This window comes from Marinobacter sp. es.042, from assembly GCF_900188315.1.
Classification (GTDB): Bacteria; Pseudomonadota; Gammaproteobacteria; order Pseudomonadales; family Oleiphilaceae; genus Marinobacter.
On the sequence record NZ_LT897781.1, the window covers coordinates 261796 to 285444 of the forward strand.

The 23649-nt window shown below is 54.8% G+C and carries 23 protein-coding genes; 9 read left to right on the forward strand and 14 right to left on the reverse strand.

All coding sequences use genetic code 11. From position 1 onward, the window contains the following. Window positions 1-9: 9 nt before the first annotated feature. From CFB02_RS01380 to CFB02_RS01390, 3 genes are read right to left on the reverse strand one after another with little or no spacing between them, the layout of a single operon-like run. Window positions 10-966 (reverse strand): DUF2860 domain-containing protein, encoded by a 957-nt coding sequence (locus tag CFB02_RS01380; protein ID WP_088556567.1) that lies wholly within the window; start codon window positions 964-966, stop codon window positions 10-12. A gap of 41 nt (window positions 967-1007) precedes the next feature. After that, window positions 1008-2213 carry a serine hydrolase domain-containing protein gene (locus CFB02_RS01385; protein ID WP_088559125.1) on the reverse strand — a complete coding sequence of 402 codons (1206 nt, stop codon included), beginning with the start codon at window positions 2211-2213 and terminating at the stop codon, window positions 1008-1010. A gap of 8 nt (window positions 2214-2221) precedes the next feature. Then, window positions 2222-3052: a CPBP family intramembrane glutamic endopeptidase gene (locus CFB02_RS01390; RefSeq protein WP_088556568.1), complete on the reverse strand. Its 831-nt coding sequence runs from the start codon at window positions 3050-3052 to the stop codon at window positions 2222-2224. A gap of 192 nt (window positions 3053-3244) precedes the next feature. On the opposite strand from CFB02_RS01390, the gene CFB02_RS01395 reads away from it, so the two are divergent. Beyond that, window positions 3245-4054: a type II CAAX endopeptidase family protein gene (locus tag CFB02_RS01395; RefSeq protein WP_088556569.1), complete on the forward strand. Its 810-nt coding sequence runs from the start codon at window positions 3245-3247 to the stop codon at window positions 4052-4054. Window positions 4055-4101: 47 nt separating this feature from the next. Beyond that, window positions 4102-4485: a DUF2750 domain-containing protein gene (locus CFB02_RS01400; RefSeq protein ID WP_088556570.1), complete on the forward strand. Its 384-nt coding sequence runs from the start codon at window positions 4102-4104 to the stop codon at window positions 4483-4485. Between the two features lie 9 nt (window positions 4486-4494). On the opposite strand, the gene CFB02_RS01405 is transcribed toward CFB02_RS01400, so the two are convergent. Then, entirely contained in the window at window positions 4495-5298 is an 804-nt protein-coding gene (locus CFB02_RS01405; protein WP_088559126.1) for an SDR family oxidoreductase, read from the reverse strand. 74 nt (window positions 5299-5372) lie between these two features. Here CFB02_RS01405 and trxC point away from each other — a divergent pair, with 74 nt between their 5' ends. The 4 genes from trxC (at window position 5373) to CFB02_RS01425 (ending at window position 10699) form a co-directional block, all read left to right on the forward strand. Next, window positions 5373-5813, forward strand: coding sequence for a thioredoxin TrxC (gene trxC, locus CFB02_RS01410; RefSeq protein WP_088556571.1), 441 nt, complete (start codon window positions 5373-5375; stop codon window positions 5811-5813). 257 nt (window positions 5814-6070) lie between these two features. Continuing rightward, entirely contained in the window at window positions 6071-6787 is a 717-nt protein-coding gene (locus CFB02_RS01415; RefSeq protein ID WP_088556572.1) for a substrate-binding periplasmic protein, read from the forward strand. Window positions 6788-7268: 481 nt separating this feature from the next. Beyond that, window positions 7269-8438, forward strand: a complete 1170-nt coding sequence (locus CFB02_RS01420; RefSeq protein WP_088556573.1) for a MerR family transcriptional regulator — start codon at window positions 7269-7271, stop codon at window positions 8436-8438. A 440-nt stretch (window positions 8439-8878) separates the two neighbouring features. Continuing rightward, window positions 8879-10699: an SLC13 family permease gene (locus tag CFB02_RS01425; protein WP_088556574.1), complete on the forward strand. Its 1821-nt coding sequence runs from the start codon at window positions 8879-8881 to the stop codon at window positions 10697-10699. A 340-nt stretch (window positions 10700-11039) separates the two neighbouring features. Here CFB02_RS01425 and CFB02_RS01430 read toward each other — a convergent pair whose 3' ends face one another. From CFB02_RS01430 to CFB02_RS01460, 7 genes are all read right to left on the reverse strand, one after another. Continuing rightward, window positions 11040-11420, reverse strand: coding sequence for a cupin domain-containing protein (locus tag CFB02_RS01430; RefSeq protein WP_088556575.1), 381 nt, complete (start codon window positions 11418-11420; stop codon window positions 11040-11042). Between the two features lie 73 nt (window positions 11421-11493). Further along, the gene (gene cydB, locus CFB02_RS01435; RefSeq protein ID WP_088556576.1) at window positions 11494-12495 is read right to left on the reverse strand and encodes a cytochrome d ubiquinol oxidase subunit II; all 1002 of its coding nucleotides are present in this window, start codon (window positions 12493-12495) and stop codon (window positions 11494-11496) included. A 2-nt stretch (window positions 12496-12497) separates the two neighbouring features. After that, on the reverse strand, window positions 12498-13931 hold the full coding sequence (locus CFB02_RS01440) for a cytochrome ubiquinol oxidase subunit I (protein ID WP_088556577.1): 1434 nt from the start codon (window positions 13929-13931) through the stop codon (window positions 12498-12500). Between the two features lie 34 nt (window positions 13932-13965). After that, window positions 13966-15726 (reverse strand): SulP family inorganic anion transporter, encoded by a 1761-nt coding sequence (locus tag CFB02_RS01445; protein WP_088556578.1) that lies wholly within the window; start codon window positions 15724-15726, stop codon window positions 13966-13968. Between the two features lie 12 nt (window positions 15727-15738). After that, the gene (locus CFB02_RS01450) at window positions 15739-17001 is read right to left on the reverse strand and encodes an FAD/NAD(P)-binding oxidoreductase (RefSeq protein WP_088556579.1); all 1263 of its coding nucleotides are present in this window, start codon (window positions 16999-17001) and stop codon (window positions 15739-15741) included. A gap of 63 nt (window positions 17002-17064) precedes the next feature. After that, window positions 17065-17481 carry a TIGR01244 family sulfur transferase gene (locus tag CFB02_RS18225; RefSeq protein ID WP_088556580.1) on the reverse strand — a complete coding sequence of 139 codons (417 nt, stop codon included), beginning with the start codon at window positions 17479-17481 and terminating at the stop codon, window positions 17065-17067. Between the two features lie 13 nt (window positions 17482-17494). Beyond that, window positions 17495-18361: an MBL fold metallo-hydrolase gene (locus tag CFB02_RS01460; protein ID WP_088559127.1), complete on the reverse strand. Its 867-nt coding sequence runs from the start codon at window positions 18359-18361 to the stop codon at window positions 17495-17497. 278 nt (window positions 18362-18639) lie between these two features. On the opposite strand from CFB02_RS01460, the gene CFB02_RS01465 reads away from it, so the two are divergent. The 3 genes from CFB02_RS01465 (at window position 18640) to CFB02_RS01475 (ending at window position 20444) form a co-directional block, all read left to right on the forward strand. After that, entirely contained in the window at window positions 18640-18951 is a 312-nt protein-coding gene (locus CFB02_RS01465; RefSeq protein ID WP_088556581.1) for a NifB/NifX family molybdenum-iron cluster-binding protein, read from the forward strand. A gap of 152 nt (window positions 18952-19103) precedes the next feature. Then, a complete protein-coding gene (locus CFB02_RS01470) occupies window positions 19104-19730 on the forward strand; it encodes a peroxiredoxin (RefSeq protein ID WP_088556582.1) in 627 nt (208 codons plus the stop codon). Between the two features lie 168 nt (window positions 19731-19898). Continuing rightward, window positions 19899-20444, forward strand: a complete 546-nt coding sequence (locus CFB02_RS01475) for a rhodanese-like domain-containing protein (RefSeq protein ID WP_172835789.1) — start codon at window positions 19899-19901, stop codon at window positions 20442-20444. Window positions 20445-20805: 361 nt separating this feature from the next. On the opposite strand, the gene CFB02_RS01485 is transcribed toward CFB02_RS01475, so the two are convergent. From CFB02_RS01485 to CFB02_RS01495, 3 genes are all read right to left on the reverse strand, one after another. After that, window positions 20806-21768 carry an SLAC1 anion channel family protein gene (locus CFB02_RS01485; RefSeq protein WP_088556584.1) on the reverse strand — a complete coding sequence of 321 codons (963 nt, stop codon included), beginning with the start codon at window positions 21766-21768 and terminating at the stop codon, window positions 20806-20808. Between the two features lie 71 nt (window positions 21769-21839). Then, window positions 21840-22283 carry a hypothetical protein gene (locus tag CFB02_RS01490; RefSeq protein WP_088556585.1) on the reverse strand — a complete coding sequence of 148 codons (444 nt, stop codon included), beginning with the start codon at window positions 22281-22283 and terminating at the stop codon, window positions 21840-21842. Between the two features lie 167 nt (window positions 22284-22450). Next, entirely contained in the window at window positions 22451-23359 is a 909-nt protein-coding gene (locus tag CFB02_RS01495; RefSeq protein ID WP_088556586.1) for an MBL fold metallo-hydrolase, read from the reverse strand. Window positions 23360-23649 lie beyond the last annotated feature (290 nt).

The following is a 23649-nucleotide window of genomic DNA, read 5'->3' on the forward strand; positions in this document are numbered from 1 at the left end:
CGGGGCTGATCAAAACTTGTAGTTCAGCCCCACTGCAAGCAGGTACGAGGATTCATCGTAGAAGGTCAGGTTGGACTGGGTGTCGCCGTAACCTGCAAACGAAATAAACGACCAATCCTTCCAGCCCATGAACTGTGGGTACTCGTAGGCTGCGAAGAGACTGAACTCATCATCCGAGCGCGTCTTCTTGAACAGGGTGCTGGCGCTGTCGTAATCCCGTCTTGTGAATCCTGCGGTCAACACCAGTCTGTGCCGGTCCAGAATATTGAACCAGCTGACTTCGGCTCCATAGGCGTCGAAGCTGCTGGCACTGCCATCGGCATCGTGCTGGATGTAAATAATGGAGGGTGAAACAAAGCTGGTCGGCGAGACGGTAAAGCGGTAACTACCTTTGGTGTAGTAACTGTCCGCATCGCGGGCCAAGTCTGATCCGGCCGTCAGATCATCTTCAACATCCGTTGTTGCAAAGGCGAGATCCAGGCTGAAGCCGGAGCCGGAGATGCTGTTAAGTTGCAGACGGTAGGCGTTGCCCGAGACGTCTGTTTCTTTCCTCGGCGTGTTGAGCTGATAAGGGTTTTGCCAGGTTTCTCCCGAAATCACCGTGGGCAAAAAGGAAACATCCACCACGGTGCCCGAGCTGAGACTGTATTTATACCCGAGTTGCACGGCCAGGGTGCCGACCGCAATATCTTCCCTGGTGGTACCAAAGTAAGTCTGCTGATTCAGTCCATCGCCGAAGGTGTAGGCAACATTGCCAAGGGGCGCGATCAGGCCCTCTGACTCGCTGTCTGCCTTGTTCTCGAGGGAACTGATGGTTCGGTCGCCATCGACGTTAAAGTTGGACGTGGAAGAGATGATCCCTGCATTCAGCGAGATTTCACCACTGAACCCCTTTTGAGGAGGCGCCGGTTGTGCGAAGACAGGCATCGCGATGAACAGGATCGGGAGAGAAAGGTGTTTTTTCATGCTTGAGCTCCGGGTTAGCGACTCGTCGGGGGCTATGTGCTTCAGGGTACACAGTCGGTTTCCTTGCCACCTGATATGACTACAGCGGCAAGGCATAGTTCGATTTCAGACAGGCGTTGGTGAGAGATACGATCACTGTTTACCTGAAAGGCAATGGTAATCCCACTCTCGGCATAATAACGGAGGCTTGAGCTGTAGCCAGGAATCCAGCCACCATGACCGAAAACCGGAGAAAGCGGACCCGATCGGGAAATAGCCACGCCAAGGCCATAATAGGTTCCGGGCATGTCTTCGCCGATCGGAACAGACTGGAGCATTGGGTTCAGGATCTCCTCTGACACTCCTTGTCCGCCAAACAGGGCAGCTCCCCATTGTGCCAGGTCACGGGAAGAGCTGATCAGTCCGCCGCCGGTCCACTCTAGCGCTGGATTCCAGACCATAACGCCGTTCTTATCTGTTGTTTTTGCCGGGAAGCCAAAGGGATTGTCGACAGCAACATACCCGGCAGCCAGACCCGCAAGCCAGCGTTTGTTCGATGCTGATGTCGCCGTCAGCCCCAGTGGTTCGAGAAAACGGTCATTAACCTCTTGGTAGTAAGTTCGCCCAGTGATGGCTTCAATGGCAAGTCCGATAAGAATATATCCGGTGTCTGTGTAAGCCCATTGCTCGCCCGCTGGAAACAGTGCCTCTGAGTCCAGAACGAAACCGACAAGTGTTCCGGGTGTAAATGGGTTTCCGGGTTCCGACCAGCGTTGTGAGACTGCTTCTGCAAAGGCTGGCAGATACACATGGTTCGGCAAGCCCGATGTGTGGTTAAGCAGCTGGCGAACGGTCAGGCCCTGATGGTTGGGAAGCCGCCGGAACCAGCTGTTCCGGGCCAGCCAGGCCGATACGGGGTCGTCCAGATCAATGTCCCGTTCCTGTGCGACCGACACCATGGTGGCGGCAACAAAAGTCTTGCCGATACTCGCGGCCAGCATTCTCGACTCCGGCGTCATTGGCTCGCGAAGTTCTGCATCGGCCCAACCCGCTGCTGTCGAGTGCGAAGAACCATCAAGAAGCACGTAACTGGCGGTTATGCCGGGGAAATCGTACTCGCTCTGAAACCGCTCCAGTGCATCTGAGAATGCGGCTTCCAGGGGCGTATTGGCTGTCCGCTGAGGACTGGCCAGGCAGGCGGTCAACCAGAGCAGGCTCACCAGAATTAAAATTTTGAGGCCGAAACCCGGCCCTTTTCGCAAAGTCATCAATGCGTTCACTGTTTGTCCGGGACGACCTCGGTAACGCTATTGGTGCGCGTGAACATACTGTCCCGATGTAACCAGACGATGACAATGGCAATCAACGCGAAAATATAGGTGTCATAGGGTTGGGCGTCGGGCCAGACTGGATTGATGAGCATGAAGTGAAAGAGTGCGGGGAGGAAGATGCTGCCCCGGGAAGCATTGAACAGTGGGGTGACAATCACACTCAGTGCAATGGTGCCCGTAAAGAATGGCAAAAATGACCAGGCGCTCTGCTCGGTACCGCTCAGTAGAAAAGCCGGGGTGTGCCAAAGGCCCCAGATCACGCCAATGACAAGTGCGGCCCATATTGGCGTCATCTTGCGTTGCAGGAGGGGGAGTGCCAGGCCTCGCCAGCCAAACTCCTCAATCGGGCCTTTTATGGCAATGAAAATAAGCGCGACTATGAAGGATGACATTGAAGGGAAGGGAAAGGCAGCCTCCGACAGGTTCCCTTTGAAGAATGAACCCGCAAAAAACACCAGGGGGACACCAAGGAGCAGAAACGCATACCAGGACCATGAACAGCGCCACAGCAGGGCGCGCCCCAAATGCCGTCGCAATCCTTCCAGCCCGGACCACTGAAAAATCACAATGAACGCCGAGATGGCCGGGGCCCAGACCGCGAGATAGAAAAGCGGGTGTTCGCCGGTGATTTCGCCGAACAGCCCAACCATGGTTTCCGGAAAAAAGATGAAGGCAGCCAGGATCCCCCAGGCGATGCCAAAGGTCAGCAGAAGAAACAGCCCTATCGACCGAAAAGGAATGGCATCGGGTTGCGTGCTTTGATTTGCAGATGGCATTCTCGGGAGTTCGCGTTGTGGGTGGCTGAGGAGTGAGCCGAATCCATCGACCCGTGATGATACTCAGGTCAAAGGGGGCGAGGAAAGTGTGAACTCCTTCCGTCACCAATGACTTGTTGACCCCTTGATATATATCAACAAAGCTTGGTGGATTGAGGGGATACTGCCCGGAACGATGACTCACGGAGGGCAATGCCATTGATCCGGCGACCGTTAATAGCTTTTCCCCTGGTTTATCTGGGTTGGGCGTATATCTTCTGGATACCGGTGCTGCTCTCGGATTCCTCGGTTTGGGCATTTCCAAACCTGATCTGGTTTTTGATTGGCGGGGCCAGCCCTGTCGTTGCCGGTCTTGGCCTTGCAGCGGCGAACGGTGGAAAAGAGCAACTGGAAGACCTTTGGCGGCGCCTGACAGCATGGCGTCGTATACCCGGCCGCTGGTGGCTCATCATCCTGTTGTTCTGGCTTGCTTACGATCTTGCCATGGCCGGCCTGGCAATGCTTCTGGGCGTTGCTGGCGAGCCCCTCGATACGAACTGGCAGTTGTTTGTTAATCCCGGGCCCTTGCTGTTCTTGTTGGTTCTTTCCTTTGTGTTCCCGGCAGTGGAAGAGGTGGGGTTACGCGGCTTTTATCTGGAGGCCCTGCAACAGCGCTTCAGTCCCCTTTTAGCGGGCCTGGTGAACGGTGTGGTCTGGGCGCTGTGGCACGCACCCTTTGTCTTTTTCCCCGGGTATTACGCCAACACCACGTTTCACCCCGAGCTTTACTGGTGGATGCCGATGATCATCTGCCATACGTTGTTGATTGTGCTCGTTTATAACCGCACTGGTCGAAGCATTCTGGCGGTCCTGATTTTCCACGCCATGATGAACTTCACCGGTGAATGGTTGCGAATTTCCCCTGAAATGTACCCCTTCATGCTCTTCGGCAACTTGGCCCTTGCAGCGCTGCTGGTCATGTTTTGGAAAAGCGGTCGCCAGTCTCTGCCAAATACGTGTTAGTCTCCGGCAAATACCCAAAAGCAAACGACTGGAGTGGCGTACCTGACATGAGCGGTGAAGACCTCAATCAAGTAATGGAAATGGATGGTGAAGAGCGGTACGACTACTTCCTGAGCCAGGTGGCCGAAGAGCGGGAAATCTGGATTCTGGTGAACGGCGAGAGCCAGTTCCTCAAGATCGCCTCGGACGATGGCGACGTGGAATATCTGCCCGTGTGGCCGGCTTCGGGATTTGCCGCCGAATACGCCAACGGCGGCGAGGAGCTGACGCCCCGCAGTATTTCACTGCCAGACTTTTTCCGGAAATGGGTTCCAGGCTTAACCAGGGACGGCCTTGATGTGGGCGTGTTTCCCGGCCTCGATAAAACGGTATGGATCACCGAACCTGCAGAGCTCAAGCAGGATCTTAAGGATGTAATGTCCGATTTCTGAAGACGGATTTTATCGCCTGGCCGGAGCAGAGGCGCTTCCGGCCAGTATGCCCCCGTCGATGTTCAGCTCAATGCCGGTGACGTAGTTTGATTCGTCAGAGGCGAGGTAAAGGGCGGCATAGGCAACATCCTCGGGTTTTCCCATCCTTCCGATTGGAACGCCAGCCTCAACCTCGGCTATCGCTGCCTCTCTTGCTTCTCCCTCTCCAAGCATCGCTTCCCACATGGGGCTCATGATGGCGCCGGGATGAATGGAATTACACCGGATCGGATAGCCTTTTTCGGCGCAGTACAACGCGACTGATTTGGTATGATTCCGAACGCCGGCCTTGCTGGATGCGTAAGCCGCCGCCCCGGGAATGCCAACAATCCCGGATCGTGAGGAAACGTTGATGATGCTGGCGGACCTCGAGGACTTCATCAATCTGATTCCATATTTACAGCCCAGGGCAACGCCATTCAGGTTCGTGGCGTGGACTGTCTCCCAGGAAGCAAGGTCGAGGTGCTCCGGATCGTGGGGGCCAGCACTTTCGAGGAAACCGGTAATCCCGGCATTGTTCACCAGAATGTCCAGCCCTCCGAACTGATCTTCGATAGACTTGGCGCAGGTTATCCACTGGGACTCATCGCTGACGTCCAGGTGAAGATAGTGCATGTCCAGTTTTGAGCCATCAACCAGTGCCTGTCCCATTTGGTCATCAATATCCGATACGATGACCGTTGCTCCCTGCTCAGCGAACTGAATGGCGATTGCTTCACCAATGCCGCGGGCCGCGCCGGTGATCAAAGCGGTCTTGCCATCGAGTCTTTTCATCCTGAACCCCAGCTTGATTTCTTTTCGTCTGCCCAGATCATGTATACCAGTATACAACCTGAAGGTAATCAATCATGACTGACATCCGACACCTGGTCTGTCCCCACTGTCACAAGGTTAATCGCGTACCCGTGGATAAACTGTCAGCGGGCGGCAATTGCGGTGCCTGCAAACAGCCGTTGTGGCCGGATCAGGTCCTGGAACTTACGGACCAGACCTTTGCTGCTCATACCGGGCGCAGTGATGTGCCGGTACTGGTGGACTTCTGGGCAAGCTGGTGTGGCCCTTGCAAAATGATGGCGCCCCAGTTCGAGCAGGCTGCTAGAGACTGGCGGGGCAAGGTACGCTTTGCGAAGCTCAATACAGAACAGGCCCAGGGCCCGGCCGGCCAGTTTGGCATTCGCAGCATACCTACCATGATCCTGTTCCAGAATGGCCGGGAAGTCGCCCGCCAGAGCGGCGCCATGAACCAGGCACAGATCAGTCAGTGGCTGCAGTCCAAGGGTATTCGCTAGCCTGATAAGGCCATTTATTCGCTGGCCGGTCATTAAAACGCCACAATTGCTGAAGCCCTGCCATTGCAGGGCTGAAGGCACCTATCCGAGCAGTTCCCACAAAGTTATCCACAGTTTTTGTGGGTAAAGCTGACGTTGCAGCGATGTCGACTTTTTCATGGCGTGTGGCCAGAATTCGAGCCAAACTGTCTGTAACGAGCAAGGCATAGTCGGGCAAGCGACGGCCTTATCCGAGTGATCACTCCACCGAGGACCGAATGAGAGCAGTCCTGTTTACGATCATGGCATTCTGGCTCCTCCCAGCTTCTTCCCAAACGCTCAAGATTATGGGATCGGACGAGGGCTTTCTGCCGTTTTATTACGGCAACGACCTCAACGAGGGCATTTTGGTCGAGGTGATCAATGAATTCACCCTGCAGACCGGTATTGCAGCCGATTTCCTCCCGATGGCGCGCAAACGCCAGCCCTGGGCTCTGGAGCGGGGGCTAGCCAACGCGGTTTTCGCCAACCCGTTATGGATGCCTTCGCCGGACCAAATGCATGCCGTAGGGCCGCTGTTGACCTGGCGTGACCGAGTGTTCGCGCAACCTGGGCGGCAACCGGACTCATTCGATGACCTCAAGGGAGGTATCTGCCTTCGCAGATGGTTTGTCTACAGTGATCGACTTGAGGAGCGGATCGGGAACCAGCTGGTTCGCCATGACGCTTACAACGCCGAGCAGATGCTACTCATGTTCTTGCACAAACGCTGCGATTACATCGTCATGAACGAAATGGAGTTCCGGTTTCTTGCACAGCTAGGGGACGTCGATCCAGAGCTTTACAGCACGGAACTGATAGACGCCGAGTGGCCGGTCTATCTCGGGATACTTAAAAACGAGACTGCTTTAATTGAAGCGGCGGAAGCTTTCTTCTCTACCTACACGATTGACGTGGAGGCCATGCTACCCAAATTGCCGCGGCCGGATCGTTGAAGAGATTGACGGTCGATTTGTCCATACGCCATTCAATCCAATACAACCTCATTCAATTGTGTTTGCAGGTTTCCATTCTGCTTGTTGGCCTGGCCGTTGCCTTGGGCCTATTTGGATAGTGGTTTTCTTGGCCTGTTACTCGATTCCCGCAATCAACATCTACATGTAGATGTTGAGACAGAGAAAAAAAGCATCTTCCAAGCTGCGAGAGTTAGCGCCAAGTTTGAAGAACCTGAGATCTCTGGTTTTCAGTTGCGGATATTCCTGGAATAAAGAAGCTGTGCTTCTCCCAGGGGAAGGGGTGGTTCATCCACCTGAATGTCTACTTTGCGACCAGGCCGAGCTTCCCCAGTTTTTAAACAAAAGCGGACATTGGAACGGCTTTCGGGACACTGTAGGTTGACTCAAAACGCTCTCGCTGTTGACCCGTCTATAACTTCATAGTTTACCTTATATCTGTCGTAGCAAAGTTGGGGGTGTCATGTATCGAATCTCAGAGCTGGCTGCACAGCTCAGTCTAACCCGATCGACTTTGTTGTATTACGAAAAAAAAGGACTCATCAGTAGTAAGCGTCAGTCGAACGGATATCGATTTTATGGGGAAAAGGACCTCCAGCGGCTTCGACTATTGCAACAGCTACAAGCCGGAGGGCTGAGCCTTCAGGAGTGCAAGGACTGCCTCAATGGCAAGCTCGACAGAAATATGCTGCAACGCCGAGTGGTGCAGTTGAATGCTGAGATCGAAGCAAAGCAGAGAGCCAGTCGCCTGCTTACCGCACTGCTCGGTAATGACTCATTGCGTTCTTGGCATGAGATAACTGATCGGCTCGCCCCCGATGCCCACTTGGATTGGCTTAAACAGCAAGGCTTCAATGAGCAGCAAGCCCTGCACTTAAAATGGTTATCTAAAGATATGAATCAACATGATCAATACATGGCCGATTTTATGGCCGTTTTCGAGGGCCTTGACCGGTGGGGACCAGGTTCTGAAGAAGATACTGTTAAAGCTCTGGCGCAATTGCCTATCGTACCAACCCAAGTGGTTGATATCGGCTGTGGCAAGGGCCTTACCACTATCATACTTGCCGAAAAGACCCAGGCTCAGGTCGTAGCCGTAGACAATGAAGCAAGCGCACTAGAGGCGTTAAAACAACGGCTTGTTGAGCAAGGCCTTCAAGACCGAGTGAGAACCAAATGCGAGAGTATGACGGATTTGCCATTCCAGACTGGCAGCTTCGATCTCATCTGGGCAGAAGCTTCAGCCTACGTTATGGGCTTTGAGAAAGCGCTTACAACTTGGAAAAAACTCTTGAAGCCAAAAGGCTGCATCGTGGTGAATGATTTGGTCTGGCTGACAGACACGCCAAGTCAGACCGCCATGGACTTTTGGCATCAAGAATATCCTGACATGCAATCAGTTTCTTTACGTGAGCAACAAATCCTGCGGGCGGGATATACGGTAATTGATCATTTTTCCCTGAGCCAGAAGGCATGGGCAAATTATTATGAACCTTTACGCTCACGCCTCAATGAATTGAAGCCTCAGATGGCAGAACCGATGGCACTGAACGACATTGATCGAGAGATTGGAATTATTGACCAGTATCTCGGTGAGTTTGGTTATGAGATGTTCATCTTGCAGGTCGATTAGACAGAACGGCTTGCTCCATCTCGAATGTCCGCTTTGCGACCGGGGCATCGTCTGAACCCAGCTAAACAAAAGCGAACTTTGGATAGCCCCTTGCACTATGTGCGCTTCCATTGGAGGGCGGACCTTTTGAGCTGTTCACAATTGGCCAACTCCCAATAGACTGAGAAGATTCTGAATAAGTCCCAAAACCGGCGATAATACGCTCATCGCAAACCGCACGGGACTCGTTCCACTATGCTTCAGATCACCTTCTCAGAAGCCGAGTAGCAGACCAAAGGTACGCTGATTGGTGAAAATATCTTCTGGCATAGGGTAAGTGCTCTTGGGTTCCGCCAAAGTGGCTCGGAAAAGGCGTTAATCAGAGCTTCCCTATGGTTATGTACTGCTTAAGATAACTCTGTTAACGACGCCCGCTTTTTGCTCGCTCAAGGAAATTGCCTGTGAACGCCGAGATTTTTTTCGTCCTCACACTGCTTGCGGCCACTGTCGGTCTTTTTCTGATCGACAGAATCCGTATGGATATGGTCGCGCTCCTGGTGGTCGCTGTGCTCGCCCTGTCCGGCTTGATCTCACCCGCCGAAGCGGTCTCTGGCTTCGGTAACCCGCTGGTGGTGATGATCGCTGCCCTGTTTGTGGTAGGGGAAGGGCTTTTTCGGACCGGTGTTGCTGCAGCTGCAGGGCAGTGGTTGCTGCGGGTTGGTGGAACTGACGAGACCAGCCTGCTGGCTGTACTTATTCCGCTCATTGCGCTGCTCTCAGCCTTCATGAGCTCAACCGGCGCCGTAGCGCTATTGCTGCCTGTAGTACTGAGCATGGCCCGACGTTCAGGTATGAACCCGGCCCGCCTGCTGATTCCGCTGGCCTATGCTTCCCTGGTAGGAGGTATGCTGACGCTCATCGGAACGCCGCCCAATTTGGTGGTCGCCAGCCAGATGCGCGAATCGGGCATGACCCCTTTCGGATTTTTTGACTTCACGCCGATTGGCCTTGTCGTGCTGCTGGTGGCGGGACTCTACCTCATTTTCGTTGCCCGTCACTTGCTGCCCAACCGCGCCACGGAAAAACACGGTGCAGCCCACCCTCCTCTGGCAGAACTTGCCGAACGCTACGACATTGCCGATCAGCTGCACCTGTTGAGGGTGCCGGCCAGCTCGGGGTTGGCCGGCAAAACCGCGGCTGAGGCGGGCCTGCGTACACACTACGAGGTCACGCTTTTTGGCATCCGGCGGGCGGGCAGATTGCTTTCCACTCTGGTGCCGGTTTTGTCTGAAACCCGCGCGGAGGCCGGCGACCGGCTGCTGGTGTATGGTTCGCCTGAAGCCGTTGAACAGTTGTGTCTAACGCAGCGCCTGTCGTCCCTGGGTTTTCCTGAGGGTGAAATGGAGCGGGTCCGGAAGGAGTTCGGGGTGGCAGAAGTAGCACTGCGACGAGGTTCGTCACTGATCGGGAAGACCCTCAAAGAGGGACGCTTTCGTGAGCGGTTCCGGCTCAGTGTTATTGGTGTACGGCGGATGGGACAGCCGTTAGCTACGCGGTTTGGTGCCACACGCCTGGAAGAAAACGACACACTATTGCTGGCAGGTGGCTGGAACCGACTTCGTGAATTGCAGCAGGAGCGTGATTTTGTCCTGCTGGACACGCCCGAGGAAATGGAAGACGCGCCCAGCCACGGCCAGCGAGCCCCGCTGGCGCTGGCGATTATGCTCGGGATGCTGGTGCTGATGGTCAGCGGCCTGACATCGAACCTGACCGCTGTTCTGCTGGCTGCGCTGGTGATGATTGGCAGTGGCTGCCTGACACTGCCGGAAGCCTATCGATCCCTCAATGCCACCAGCCTCGTCCTGATTGCCGGACTGTTACCGCTGGCGCTGGCGATGGAACGAAGCGGTGCCCTGGCACTGATTGTGGACCAGCTTGTGGCGGGCCTAGGCGACGCCGGTCCCCGAGCCCTCTGCGTCAGCCTGTTTGTGCTGACATCTGTTTTCAGTCAGTTTATCTCCAATACTGCTACCACCGTGCTGGTGGCCCCCATTGCCATTGCCACCGCGCAGCAAATGGGGGTCAATCCCGAGCCGGTGCTAATGACTGTAGCCCTGGCGGCGTCCACTGCCTTTGCCACCCCCATTGCTTCGCCGGTCAATACCCTGGTGCTTGCGCCGGGAAACTACCGTTTTCTCGATTTCGCCAAGGTAGGGGTGCCCCTGCAGCTGCTTGCCATGGGCGTGGTAATTTGGCTCACGCCGCTGTTTTTTCCGTTTTGAAGTCTCTCCCTTAAGCCTTCTTCATCTCTCCCAAAGACGCCCTCGCAGTGAGCGCGGGCGCATTCGCGACGGAAAGTTGGGCTTGCATCAGGCCTTCCGTAATTTTTGAGTTCAGCCTTTTTTCGTTGCGTCATGCGTGGAAGTTACACCCTATGAATTCAGACCTTTTGCGACAAAGATAGCGCCTGCTCTGAAAAGACCAGAAACACGATAATTAAAATTGAATAGCGTCAAGCAAACCCTTGAGTGACTGGTTGTAAAAAGAACCTCTAGTTCGGACAGTCAGTGCAAAGCGCCTTCGGAACAATAGTTCCAGTACCGAAGGCGCGGATTTGGCTAGTTATGACTCATCTGCGTCCGCCTCTCCTTTGGTTTCATGCTCGGTTCCAGGCGCATGTTCGGGAGGGCAGTAGGTTGTATAGAGCTTGAGCATTTCACTGCCCGTGTTGCGGAAATTATGATAAACCCCGGACGGCACAATGCTGACATCACCCGCTTTAACACGCACTGTGGTTTCTCCGATGTTGGCCTCGCCGTTGCCCTCAACGAAGTAGAGTAGCTGGTCATGCCCCTCGTGAACTTCCCCACCGATTTCTCCACCCGGGGGGATAGCCATAAGCACGAGTTGGGTGTTTTCTCCCGTCCAGAGGACCTGTCGGAACTCTTCGTTTTCCTTTGCCATTTCCACGATGGGAAGGGTGGTTTGTCTAACTTCTTTCATGATTTTGGCTCCCGAATGAGATTGATGATTCGATGTTTTGACGAATCGGATAAAATTTAATCTTTAGGCCTCATCAGTGATATCCCTCGCCGGCACGGACCTTGCCCCGGAAGACCCAGTAGGTCCACGCGGTATAGGCCAACACGATCGGGATTACGAACAGCAGGCCCAACAGCAGGAACAGCTGGGATTCGTAGGCAGACGCGGCGTCCCAGAGGGTGTATTCCGGCGGAACCACATACGGCCAGCGGCTGACCACCAGGCCCAGGTAGGTGGTTATGAACAGCCCCATGGTGGCGACGAACGGCATGCCGTCCCGGCGATCACGCACCGAACGATAAATCTGGATAGCGCACAGCAGTGTAAGAACCGGCAGAATCCAGATAATGCTCAGGTTAGAGAACCAGCGCTCACGGACCATTTCGTCCACGAACGGTGTCCAGACTCCAATGATGCCAAAGACAACCAGCACCGCCAGCAGCAGAGGCACGGTGATCTTGTAGGCCCACTGCTGCAGGTAACCCTCGGTTTTCATGATTAGCCAGGTGGAACCCAGCAGGGCGTAGCCGGCCAGCATTCCCAGACCCGTCAGCACGGTGAACGGCGTGAGCCAGTCCAATGCGCCACCTACATAAACGCCGTTGGCGGTTTCGAAACCCTGGATATAGGCGCCGACGACAGCGCCCTGAGCGAAAGACGCAACGGTTGAACCGCCTGCAAAGGCCCAGTTCCAGAGATACCGCGAGGTGCGGGCCTTGAACCGGAACTCGAACGCCACGCCCCGGAAAATCAGACCGGCCAGCAGCAGGAACACACCAATGTACAGTGCCGGCAGGAAGATGGAATACACCATCGGGAAGGCAGCAAGAAGGCCGGCACCACCCAGCACCAGCCAGGTTTCGTTACCGTCCCACACCGGCGCCACCGAGTTCATCATGGTGTCCCGGGCTTCCTCATTCGGGGCGAAAGGAAAGAGAATTCCGACGCCCAGATCGAAGCCGTCCATCAACACATACATGATGATGCCGAAGCCAATAATGAATGCCCAGATAAGAGGCAGATCAAACAGTTCCATAGTCAGTGCGCTCCCTGTCCCGTGGTGTTACCTGGAATTTCGTTTTCTTCTGGTTCGAGCGGTACATGAGCGGCTGAGAGGGGTCGCTTGGGACGTTCCGCTTCGTGCTCATCTTCGTCGTGACGATCCTCCAGACCGACGTAGAGTACTCGCATCAGATAGTACACGCCGGCGGAGAACACCAGAGCGTAGACCACGACATAGCCGATAAGTGTGAACAGAGCCATACCACCGGTCAATGACGGGGTTAGGGCTTCGGCCTGGGTCATCTGGCCGTACACCAGCCAGGGCGCCCGACCTACCTCGGTCACAAACCAGCCGGTCAGCACCGCAAAGAAGGGTGCAATGCTCATAAAGCGCATGCCCTGAAGGAACCAGTTGGTGCGCCAGTATCGACCGCCGGCACGAAGAACCAGTCCGGTAACCGCGAAGGCGATCATCAGCAAGCCAATGCCCACCATGATGCGGAACGACCAAAACACGATTGCGACGGGCGGCTGCTCTTCAACCGGCACCGCGCTTACGCCCGGTACTTCACCGTCCCATTCGTGGGTGAGGATGAAACTGGCAAGACTCGGAATGCCAATCTCAAACAGGTTGCGCTGGTTTTCCTGATCGGGAATGGCAAACAGCAGCAACGGCACATTGCGGGAGGTTTCCCAGTTGCCTTCCATGGCCGCTACTTTGGTCGGCTGGTGCTCCAGAGTGCTCAGGCCATGGAAATCCCCCAGGACTGCCTGTGCAGGGGCAATGAACAGCAACAGCCAAAGACACATGGACAACGCTTTCTTGTTCGCCTCAACCTCGCGGCCGCGCAGCAGGTACCAGGCGCTTACACCGGCCACCACAAAGCCACCGGTCAGGAAGGAGGCCAGTGCCATGTGGGCGAAGCGGTAGGGGAAAGAGGGATTGAAGAGCGCCTCGCTCCAGGAAGTGACGTAGAACACCCCATCACGGAGCTCGGTGCCCGCCGGAGTCTGCATCCAGCTGTTGGCCGAGAGAATCCAGAACGACGAAATAAAGGTGCCGGTGGCAACCATGATAGCGGCAAACAGGTGAACACCAGCGGGCACCTTGTCGCGACCAAACAGGAGCACCCCGAGGAACGCCGCTTCCAGGAAGAACGCGGTCACCACCTCATAACTGAGAACAGGGCCCAGGAAGTTGGCAGACGCCTGGGCAAAGTTACTCCAGTTGGTTCCGAACTGGAACGACATCACGATGCCCGAGACCACCCCCATGCCAAACACCACGGCGAACACCTTGGTCCAGAAGGCCGATAGCTTAACCCAAACCGGGTTCTCGGTTTTGAAGGCCAGCCCTTCGAGTACCGCAATGTAAGAAGCAAGGCCGATGGTAAACACCGGAAAAATGGCATGAAAGGACACTACAAACGCGAACTGGATTCTTGAAAGAATCAGGGGATCTAATTCCATAGCGCGTACTCCAGTAGACACATAGGTGGTAAGACTATTGGGTTGAGGTTGCAGCCAGGTGTAGCTTGTCTCTTCCCAAATATGGTGAATGAGCGAGTGCTTTCCACGCGTGGTAAGTACTCATGAAGATCTGTCCAGACAATTCTTCGCAGAAATGCGTTCGGCTCAGGCTATCCATAACCGGCCCCTTAACCTCAGCCAGATGAAGCACGATGCCTGAATCTTTCATCCGACTGTTGATTGCCTCCAGGCTCTCCAGCGCGGATGCGTCAATCACGTTCACGGCCTGGCAAGCCAGAACCAGATTCTTCACCTGAGGGTTGTTGGCAATGAGCTCCAGTATGGTTTCTTCCAGGTAGCGGGCATTGGCGAAGTAGAGACTCTCATCGACGCGAAGTACGACCGTTTCATCATCCGTCTCGACCCGGTGGCGCTCAACGTTCCGAAAATGTTCGGTACCGGGTACAAGCCCAACCACGGCACTGTGAGGGCGACTTGTACGGTAAAGGTAGAGGCCTATCGAGAGCCCGACACCGGCAAGGATGCCAGCCTCAACGCCTTCAACCAGCGTCAGGAGGATGGTTGCAAACATCGCCACGAAGTCGGCTTTCGAGTAGTTAAAGGTCCGACGGATTGCGTCGATATCGATAAGCGTGCTCACTGCAATCATGATGGTCGCTGCCAGCGTCGCCTTGGGCAGAAACGCGAGAACTCCTGTGAGCGTTAGGGTCGCCAGGGCAATGCCGACCGCTGTGAACATGCCGGCCAACGGTGTTTGTGCACCCGCCTCAAAGTTCACGACAGAACGTGAGAAACCACCGGAAACCGGAGACCCACCGCTGACGCCGGCGCCCACATTGGCCAATCCCAGTGCAATTAGCTCGGAGTTAGGATCAATTCTCTGGCGTCTTTTGGAGGCCAGCGTCTGCGCGACTGAAACAGATTCCACGAACCCGACCAGACTGATCAGAATGGCGGCCGGAACCAGGGTGGCCCAGATGTCGAATTCCAGTGGCGGAAGGCTGATGTCGGGAAGACCGCTTGGCACCTTGCCAACCAGATTGACACCGGCACTCCCTAGGTTGAGTTGCCAGGCCAGGGCGGTCGTTACGATCACGGCAGAAACCGGTGCCGCTTTTGCAATCAAATCCGCTGACCGCGTAGGCAGGCCAAAGCCGGAAAGAGTCTTTTTGAGGTATTTCCGGCAAAGAAAAAGGTAAAGCAGCGTGCCACCACCGATCGTCAATGTAACAAGGTTGGTTGCAGGCAAATCTCTGACGAGATTGCCTACCATTTCCAGGAGCGTGTGACCGCCGCCCTGAATGCCCAGAATATGGCCAAGCTGGCTCCCGGCAATGAGTACGCCTGATGCCGTTACGAAGCCGGAGATCACAGGGTGGCTCAGGAAGTTGGCCATGAACCCCAGCCTCAGAAGGCCCATGGCAAAGAGGATCAGCCCGGAGAGTGTGGCCAACACCAGAGCTGCGCCAACATATTCCGGAGAGCCAATTACCGCGATACCGCCAAGCGCCGACGCTGTCATAAGAGACGCGACCGCCACGGGACCTACCGCGAGAGTCGCGCTGGTGCCAAATATGGCATAGACCACGAGGGGGATCATGCTGGCGTAGAGGCCAACTTCGGGCGGCAGCCCGGCCAACAAGGCATATGCCAGAGCCTGGGGGACGAGCATGAGCGTTACGATAACCGCCGCGAGGCCGTCGCTGATCAACGCATCCGAACGATAGCCTTTCAGCCAGTTGATGATCGGCAGGTAGGCACCAGGATTTTTCACAATTTACCTCCCTTAAGCATCACGGACGGCCGGCGCAGCCATCCATTCGCGCCCTTTTAGCATCCCGTTCCAATAGAGCCATGGAAGCTGTTTGGCTTTCAGGAACCAGGCCATCCTTGTGGCTTTGGTTCCATCATTGATCCATTTCGGAAAACTGGGCTGGAGCGTGCCACCGTAGCCAAACTCAGCAAGAACGATTCGGCCCCTCTCAACGGTCAGCGGGCAGGACCCATAACCGAGGTAGGCTGCAGTTAAAGGACGATCATGAAGGGTTTGCACGACGTTCTGCGCAACCACCGGTGCTTGTTTCCTTACCGCCGCCATCGTCTTCGAGTTAGGTGTACCGCTTGCGTCGCCGAGGCCGAAAATCGTGGGGAACTGTTTATGCTGCAGTGTTTCCGAATCGAGGTCTAACCAGCCTTCAGAATTGGCCAGACCGGATTGCTCGATAAACGAAGGGGGGCATTGCGGAGGCACGACATGAAGCATATCGAACGGAACCTCGATTTGGTGCTGTCCTTGGGCCGTAGTTTTCAAGAACCGGGCAATACGGTTCGGGCCGTCAACGCTCAGTAGTCGCTCGTCAAAGCAAAGATCGATCCCGTAAAGGTCTATGTATCGTTGTAGCTCGGGGACGTAGTCCTCGACGCCAAAAAGTACCTTTCCGGCCGAATGATAAGAAACTTTGATATTGTCCAATCGATGGTTACGGCGCCATTGATCCGCCGACAGGTACATGGCCTTTTGTGGTGCCCCGGCGCATTTGATGGGCATCGGTGGCTGAACGAAAACGGCGTTACCTTTCTCTAGCTCCTGTACCAGTGACCAGGTGTAGGGTGCGAGATCATAACGGTAATTCGAGGTGACACCGTGTTGACCAAGGGTATCCTCAAGGCCTTCTATGGCGCCCCAGTTGAGAACCAGGCCGGGTGCAATAACAAGGCGACTGTAACCAACCGAGTTACCGTCTGACAGCAGGACCGTTTGTGCCTTGGGATCAACGATTTCGGCAGCCGCCCGATACCAGGTGCAGTTTTTCGGGATAACCGATTCTGCCATCCGACGCGTGCTCTCAGCAGAAAAAACACCACCGCCAACCATGGTCCAGCCCGGCTGGTAATCGTGAGTTTCGCTGGGATCAATAACCGCGATATCCAGGTCTCCCTGACGTTTCAAAAGGCTGGAAGCGGTCGCAATGCCGCCGGCTCCAGCACCGATAATTACAACGTCGTGGTGTCTGTGATTTGTTGCGGACTCAGGTTTGGAAAAAGACATGTAAGGATACTCTCCGTTCGCTTCGAGGACCTCCTTGTCCGCATTAGTAAGTCATGACTGGCATCATTGCCCCAGCAGATCCTTGATCGGCTGAGGATCATGTCCGGCTTCATGGGCCGCTGTCAGAAGATCCGGGATGTTGCACGTTGGGCTCATTGCGCGGCTCTGAGCCCACATGTGGACCGCTCGGCGACCGGTCCTGCAGAACGCCAGAATGGGCGAGGCTGATGTATCGAGGGCTTTTCCAAACGCCTCGATATCGCGTTGCGGGTACTCACCCGATGCGACGGGAATGCTCACCCATTCCAGGCCCTGGGCCTCGGCAGCTTCGGCGTAGGCTCGTTCGCCCTCGTAATCCTCTTCACTCTCCCTGCGATTGCATATGACAGTCCGGAATCCTTGCTCTTGGACTTCGCGCATGTCCTCGGGATAGACCGCGTCTGCAACGGCAAATTCGGGTTCAAGAAATTGAATTTTCATCTCGGTGCTCCGTTTAGAACAGGTTAATGGGGACCTTCAGATAGACCTGGCCGTTTTCCTCGGGGACCGGCATTTCGCCCGCACGCATATTGACTTGAACAGACGGCAGGATCAGGCGAGGCATGTTCAGCGTGGCATCTCGCTCTGTTCGGAGAACGACAAAATCCTGCTCGCTCATACCCTCGCCAACGTGGATGTTATTAGCCCTTTGCTCAGCCACGGTCGTTTCGTGCACAAACTCATCACGACCCGCGGCTTTGTAGTCATGGCAAAGAAAAATGCGGGTTTCTCCCGGCAGCGCCAGCACCTTCTGGATAGACTGATACAAGGTATGCGCATCGCCTCCCGGGAAATCACACCGTGCTGTTCCGGAATCCGGTGCAAAGATGGTGTCGCCAACAAAAGCAGCGTCGCCGATCACGTAGGTCAGACAAGCCGGGGTATGGCCAGGTGTGTGCAATATTTGGGCATCAAGATCGCCAATCCTGAATGTATCGCCTTCCTTGAACAGGCGATCGAACTGGCTGCCGTCTCGGGCAAACTCTGTTCCGGCATTGAACGCTTTACCGAAAACTTCCTGGACCTCAACGATTTTCTCGCCGATGCCTGTTTTCCCGCCAAGCTGTTCGTGCAGGTAGGGGGCCGCTGAGAGATGGTCGGCGTGCACATGGGTTTCGAGGATCCATTCAACGGTCAGCTGGTTGTTCCTGACGTACTCGATAATCTCATCGGCGGAGCGAACATCGGTACGCCCGGCGGCGTAGTCGAAATCCAGAACAGAATCGATGATGGCGCAAGCCGAGCTGTCTGGATCCTGAACAATGTAACTGAATGTGTTGGTTGGTTCGTCAAAGAAATGAGTGACTAAAGGATGCTTCATGGTCATGACCTCCACTAAGGGGCTTGTTGAACCTTGGAAGAGACTTTAACAATTTAATGGTTATAACGATAGAGCTAAAAGGTATATCAATATTAATTGATCCTATAGGGTTAAGCGATTGATTCTTAATTCGTTGATTTTACCGTTGTTTTTCAGGGGGTGGTCAGAGAGAGGCGCTTGAAAGTGACTTTGTCACTGAACAAGTCGTTTGTGAGCGGTAGGGTTATAAATTCTGTCGATCGCTATTGATTGATCGACATCCGACTGGTGAGGATCTGATGAAAATAGCCGTAACAAGCCAGAATCGAAAAACCGTCACCCAGCATGCCGGCCGCTGCAGAAAATTCTTAATCTTCCACATTGTCGAAGGGCTAGTCGTGAAAAAAGAGCTGCTCGAACTTCCCAAAGAGCAGTCATTCCGGGAGAGTTCGTCGCAGTTACCGCATCCATTGGATGATGTTGATGTTCTGATCACTGGAGGCATGGGCTCTGGGTTGGCAATGCGCCTTCAAGAAAAAGGCATTGAGAGTATAACTACCGAAGATGATGACCCTGAAGCGGCTATCCGAAGATATCTGAACATGTCATAGATAGCTTTTTGTTGCGATGCCCTTTCGATTTGATAAGTCTATTCGTTCTATAGATATAACTATATTGGCTAACGGCCTGCGGACGGGTTACTGTAAGTCCGACATCAAGAGGCAGACAGCCTCCACCAGCAAAACTCGATAGGAGATATATTATGAGCTTACTTCTTGGCGATACCGCCCCTGATTTCACCATCGACAGCACCGCCGGCCAGATCAACTTCCACGACTGGGCAGGTGATTCCTGGGTATTCTTCTTCAGCCACCCGGCCGACTTCACCCCGGTGTGCACCACCGAGATGGGCCGCACAGCTCAGCTGGCGAAAGAATTCGAAGCCCGCAACGTGAAGCCCCTGGGTCTTTCCACCGATACCGTGGAAGAGCACGTAAAGTGGATTGAAGACGTCAACGACACCCAGAACTGTGACCTCCAGTTCCCGATCGTTGCCGACGCTGATCACAAAGTGGCCGAGCTGTATGAAATGATCCACGCCGGCGAGAGCGAAACCGCAGCCGTGCGCAGCGTCTTCATCATCGACCCGAACAAAAAGATTCGTCTGACCATGACTTACCCGATGGCGGTAGGCCGTAACTTCGACGAGATCCTCCGGGTCATCGACGCCCTGCAGTGTGGTGATGAGAACAAGTGCGCCCTGCCGGCCGACTGGCGCAAGGGTGACGACGTGATCATTCCGCCCTCCATTTCCAACGAGGAAGCCAAGGGCCTGTTCCCGAATGGCTGGAATGAAATCCGTCCGTACCTCCGCACCACCAAGCTTTAATCTGGTTCGCGGATAGACAAAGGGGCTTGCCGTTTGGCGGGTCCCTTTCGCGTTTTGATCTCGGTCAAACCAACGCTTATATGCTTATAACTCCTGTTGAGAGCAGTACTCGTACGGGCGTATGTTGAAGAAAGAACAGGTGCCACCCGAATAGAGGAGGAATTCATTATGAAACAGATACTGACAGCCCTGCTTGTCACCTTCGCCATTGGCTTCAACGCCCAGGCGGAAGAAGCACTTTCCCTCACCCCACAGGAAACCTATGACATGGTTCAGGAGCAGGGAGACCAACTCCTGTTTGTAGATGTCCGGGATCCGGTTGAAATCATGTTTATCGGCTTTACCGACGTGATCGACAAGAATATCCCGTTCAAACTCGCCGACCGCTCGACTTTCCTTGATGACAAGGGTCGATTTGCCATGAACACCAATCCGGAGTTCGCTTCACAGGTAGAGGAAGCCCTGAAAGAAAAAGGCCTGACCAAGGATGATCTGGTCATCACCATGTGCCGTTCCGGCTCCAGCCGTGGCAAACCGAGCGCGGAATACCTGCTGGAGCGAGGCTTTACCAATGTGAAATACATTGACCACGGGTTCCAGGGCAGTGGTGCCAAAGAGGGCGAGAAGAAAGGCATGAGAATCGTGAACGGCTGGCAGAACGAGGGGCTGCCATGGTCCATGACGCTAAACCCCGAAAAAATCTATCGTCCTTAATCCAGATCATCAATCTTACCGACTCTGAAGTCGCGTCAGCAGGGAGTCTCTGGAAACCGATTTGGCCCTTTACCGGGGCCGGGGAGTCAGGAGCGTGCAGGTTTTCGCTCTCGACCGCTTCCCCTATCTGTTTGGGAGGCTCTCTGCCCGATTAGCTCTGGCCGGGGTACTGGATTGCTCCGGTTTTTCTGTCTCCGGGGTGGAGCGGCCACCCGCCACAGCAAATTCGAGGCCCTTCAAGGCCTTTTGGAGAATGCTCAGGAGGTCACTGAGGCCTGCCTGGGCTGCCATACCGAAGCGGGCAAACAAATCCGCCCAACCACCCATTGGACCTCGAAGAACACCGGTAGAGAGCCTGCGGCTATTCCTCAATGCAGATCGCCCGGCAGTGAACCGCTTGGGCGGTCTTTCCAATCAGAACCGCGATAAGCACTGTGAGCAGGCCTAGCAGGAGGAAACCGAGACCTTTGAAGAACACGAGTTGCAGCTGCTCGTACATGACGAACGTGGCGATCGTCATGGCCGCCATCGGGAACGAGTAGGCCCACCATGAAAGAAAGAACTCCAGCCGAAAGAACCTGGAGGCCTGAGTTATCAGCATCAGGGTAAGAAAGATCGCAACGTAGTAAAGCACCCGTCCAAAGGCGTTTACCTCGCCAACCAGCTGAAACCACGAAATAAAACCCACGGCAGGCGGCGCGATGAGGATAAACAAAGTGGGCAGGAGTTTGGCCGGGAGCGGCTGATGAAAAAACATCCGGTAGAAAATGATGGTCAACAAAACCAGCCAGAAAACCAGACCAATGCTGAAGAAGAACCAGGAAATTTCCGGGGAGGCATGCTGCACGCCTGCAATGGGTACAAGGATGTTGCCCACGATTGGAATAAACCAGGCCGGGTTGATGTGGGCAACTTCAAAGTGGGTCTGGTGTAGCCAGGCTGATAGAACGTAGAGAGTGAAGCCAAGATGAAGGACCGTGCCCAGGCTCCAAAGGATGAGTGACACCGCAGTGCTATAGGGTAACAGCGCGATACTTAACAGAATCAGACCAATCGATATGGTGGGGAAGAAATTTAGTTTGACCGGATGAGCAAACTCCGCTTTTACTTCGCCCGGATATTTCATGATCTTGGCCAGATAAAGCATCAGCAGAGCAACAAATCCGATGATGGTCAGCCCGAGCAATACGGGGCTAGGTTTCCAGGGAATTCCAAGTAAGCCCTCCACACGGTGCCAGGCGATGGTAAACCCGGTCATTCCCATCACAACGGCGAACCATGAAATCGGAAAGTTCTGCAATCGGGAAGTCCGCACTTCCGTCATCCGTCTACCTCCTTTTCGTAAGACTCAGCAAAGGTTGCCCCGTACACCCGGGGCAACCCGATCCTCAATGCTCAGAACGTGAACGTACGCATCTTTGAGTTCAGCATCTGGCCGGCCATTTCCGGCGGCATGGCAACGCCCACGCCCTCAATCAGATCGTCCTTGCCGTAGTCGCTGTTCGGAAGATACAGCGCACAGACCTTCGCCTCACCACCATTTTTCAACAGACCGCGCAGCATCTGCCCCGGAGTCACATCTTTGGGTTTGAGCGCGGGCGCTTCGTAGGACTTAAGTGCCAGGTCACCGGCTTTGTCGCACAGCAGCACGTTTACCTTGGCTCCCTGCTGGGCCATGGTGTTCGAAAGCACCATCGCCATGCCCTGTGTCTGCAGCGAATCGCTGGACAGGATCACCAGCACTTCTTCAACACCCCCTTTATGACTGTCGGCATGAACGCTGAAAGGTACGGCTGCAATCACCGCTGCCGCGGCGATGGCTTTGATTGACTTGATCATGGGAAAAGCTCCTTTTTGGTGGATCGAATAACTTCGAAGCTAATGTATCCGGCCAGGGAGTGGCCTTCAGTGACAAAGTCACTCAACTCTGGCCAGCAGTTCTTCACCCACAAAAAAAGCCGGGCTTTATCGGCCCGGCAAAGGGGTTGTGTGCTCGCTCTCCAGGGTTATTCCCAGGCAGCACCCTCAAGTGCGTCCAATGGAATCTTCAGATACCGTCTGCCGTTGGCTTCCGGCTCGGGAAGGCGTCCACCCCGGGTGTTGACCTGCAGCGCATGCAGAATCAATTTCGGCATCGGCAACTCGCTGTCACGGGTGTTCCGGAGCTCCACATACTCGGCTTCGGAGGTTTCAGCCAGGTGCTTGTTCGCCTGCTTCTGCTCGCCAACGGTGCTTTCCCATTCAGGTTCACGACCACCGGGCATGTAATCATGACCGGTGAACAGGCGGGTCTCGTCCGGCAGGGCCAGAATGGCCTGGATGGAATCCCATAGCTGATGGGCGTCTCCCCCGGGGAAGTCCGCGCGGGCAGTGCCGAAATCCGGTTGGAAAATGGTGTCGTGCACGAACGCCGCGTCACCGATCACATAGGTAACAGAAGCCAGTGTATGACCGGGTGAAAACATCACCCGGCCCTGCAGATTGCCAACCCGGAACTCGTCCCCGGCACGGAACAGATGGTCCCACTGTGAACCGTCGGCCGGAAAATCGGGCCAGTTATAGATGCCCTTCCACAGTTCCTGAACGCCAGTCACATAGCCACCGATCGCGGTCGGAGCGTCGGTCTTTTCTTTAAGATACTGGGCTGCCGAGAAGTGGTCGGCGTGAGGGTGGGTATCCAGGACCCACTGCACCTCAAAGCCCTGATCGCGCACGTAATCCAGAAGTTCGTCGGCATGGTGTGTTGCCGTTGCGCCTGACTTTTCATCGTAATCCAGCACTGGATCGATAATGGCACATTGTTTCGTTTCCGGATCGCTTACTACGTACTGGACACTGAACGTTCTTGGATCAAAAAACCCGGCCACATTCGGTGTGCCGGCGTGTTTTGCAGGTGATTGCTGGAAAGTCCTCATAAGTGAGTCCCCCTCAACGCTAAAAACGCGCCTTCGGTTAATTTGGTTATAAGGTTATATCTGAATGCTTTAGAAGGCTAATTGAGATGAGGCATTGAGCTAATGAGCAAAACCTAACGTTGCCGAATTTGAGTGGGCGATGCTGCGTGGAGTCGATGAATTCAGTTGGAAAACATATGGACTTATCCAGATGCGCGTGACGGACCCCATCCCCAAACGGAGTTTGGTTTTTGGACATTGACTGATTAATTCGAATGCTCGCTATGAGGCCGTACCGGCCAATTTATTGA

Excerpts from the sequence above, each read along its gene's own strand:
- CFB02_RS01495 (WP_088556586.1), bottom strand. The coding sequence starts at position 23,359 with ATGAGGACTTTCCAGCAATCACCTGCAAAACACGCCGGCACACCGAAT.
- CFB02_RS01380 (WP_088556567.1), bottom strand. The coding sequence starts at position 966 with ATGAAAAAACACCTTTCTCTCCCGATCCTGTTCATCGCGATGCCTGTC.
- CFB02_RS01395 (WP_088556569.1), top strand. The coding sequence starts at position 3,245 with ATGCCATTGATCCGGCGACCGTTAATAGCTTTTCCCCTGGTTTATCTG.
- CFB02_RS01405 (WP_088559126.1), bottom strand. The coding sequence starts at position 5,298 with ATGAAAAGACTCGATGGCAAGACCGCTTTGATCACCGGCGCGGCCCGC.
- CFB02_RS01490 (WP_088556585.1), bottom strand. The coding sequence starts at position 22,283 with ATGATCAAGTCAATCAAAGCCATCGCCGCGGCAGCGGTGATTGCAGCC.
- CFB02_RS01470 (WP_088556582.1), top strand. The coding sequence starts at position 19,104 with ATGAGCTTACTTCTTGGCGATACCGCCCCTGATTTCACCATCGACAGC.
- cydB (WP_088556576.1), bottom strand. The coding sequence starts at position 12,495 with ATGGAACTGTTTGATCTGCCTCTTATCTGGGCATTCATTATTGGCTTC.
- CFB02_RS01420 (WP_088556573.1), top strand. The coding sequence starts at position 7,269 with ATGTATCGAATCTCAGAGCTGGCTGCACAGCTCAGTCTAACCCGATCG.
- CFB02_RS01465 (WP_088556581.1), top strand. The coding sequence starts at position 18,640 with ATGAAAATAGCCGTAACAAGCCAGAATCGAAAAACCGTCACCCAGCAT.
- CFB02_RS01475 (WP_172835789.1), top strand. The coding sequence starts at position 19,899 with ATGAAACAGATACTGACAGCCCTGCTTGTCACCTTCGCCATTGGCTTC.
- CFB02_RS01450 (WP_088556579.1), bottom strand. The coding sequence starts at position 17,001 with ATGTCTTTTTCCAAACCTGAGTCCGCAACAAATCACAGACACCACGAC.
- CFB02_RS01415 (WP_088556572.1), top strand. The coding sequence starts at position 6,071 with ATGAGAGCAGTCCTGTTTACGATCATGGCATTCTGGCTCCTCCCAGCT.
- CFB02_RS01460 (WP_088559127.1), bottom strand. The coding sequence starts at position 18,361 with ATGAAGCATCCTTTAGTCACTCATTTCTTTGACGAACCAACCAACACA.
- CFB02_RS01390 (WP_088556568.1), bottom strand. The coding sequence starts at position 3,052 with ATGCCATCTGCAAATCAAAGCACGCAACCCGATGCCATTCCTTTTCGG.
- CFB02_RS01440 (WP_088556577.1), bottom strand. The coding sequence starts at position 13,931 with ATGGAATTAGATCCCCTGATTCTTTCAAGAATCCAGTTCGCGTTTGTA.
- CFB02_RS01400 (WP_088556570.1), top strand. The coding sequence starts at position 4,102 with ATGAGCGGTGAAGACCTCAATCAAGTAATGGAAATGGATGGTGAAGAG.
- CFB02_RS01385 (WP_088559125.1), bottom strand. The coding sequence starts at position 2,213 with ATGACTTTGCGAAAAGGGCCGGGTTTCGGCCTCAAAATTTTAATTCTG.
- CFB02_RS01485 (WP_088556584.1), bottom strand. The coding sequence starts at position 21,768 with ATGACGGAAGTGCGGACTTCCCGATTGCAGAACTTTCCGATTTCATGG.
- CFB02_RS18225 (WP_088556580.1), bottom strand. The coding sequence starts at position 17,481 with ATGAAAATTCAATTTCTTGAACCCGAATTTGCCGTTGCAGACGCGGTC.
- CFB02_RS01430 (WP_088556575.1), bottom strand. The coding sequence starts at position 11,420 with ATGAAAGAAGTTAGACAAACCACCCTTCCCATCGTGGAAATGGCAAAG.
- trxC (WP_088556571.1), top strand. The coding sequence starts at position 5,373 with ATGACTGACATCCGACACCTGGTCTGTCCCCACTGTCACAAGGTTAAT.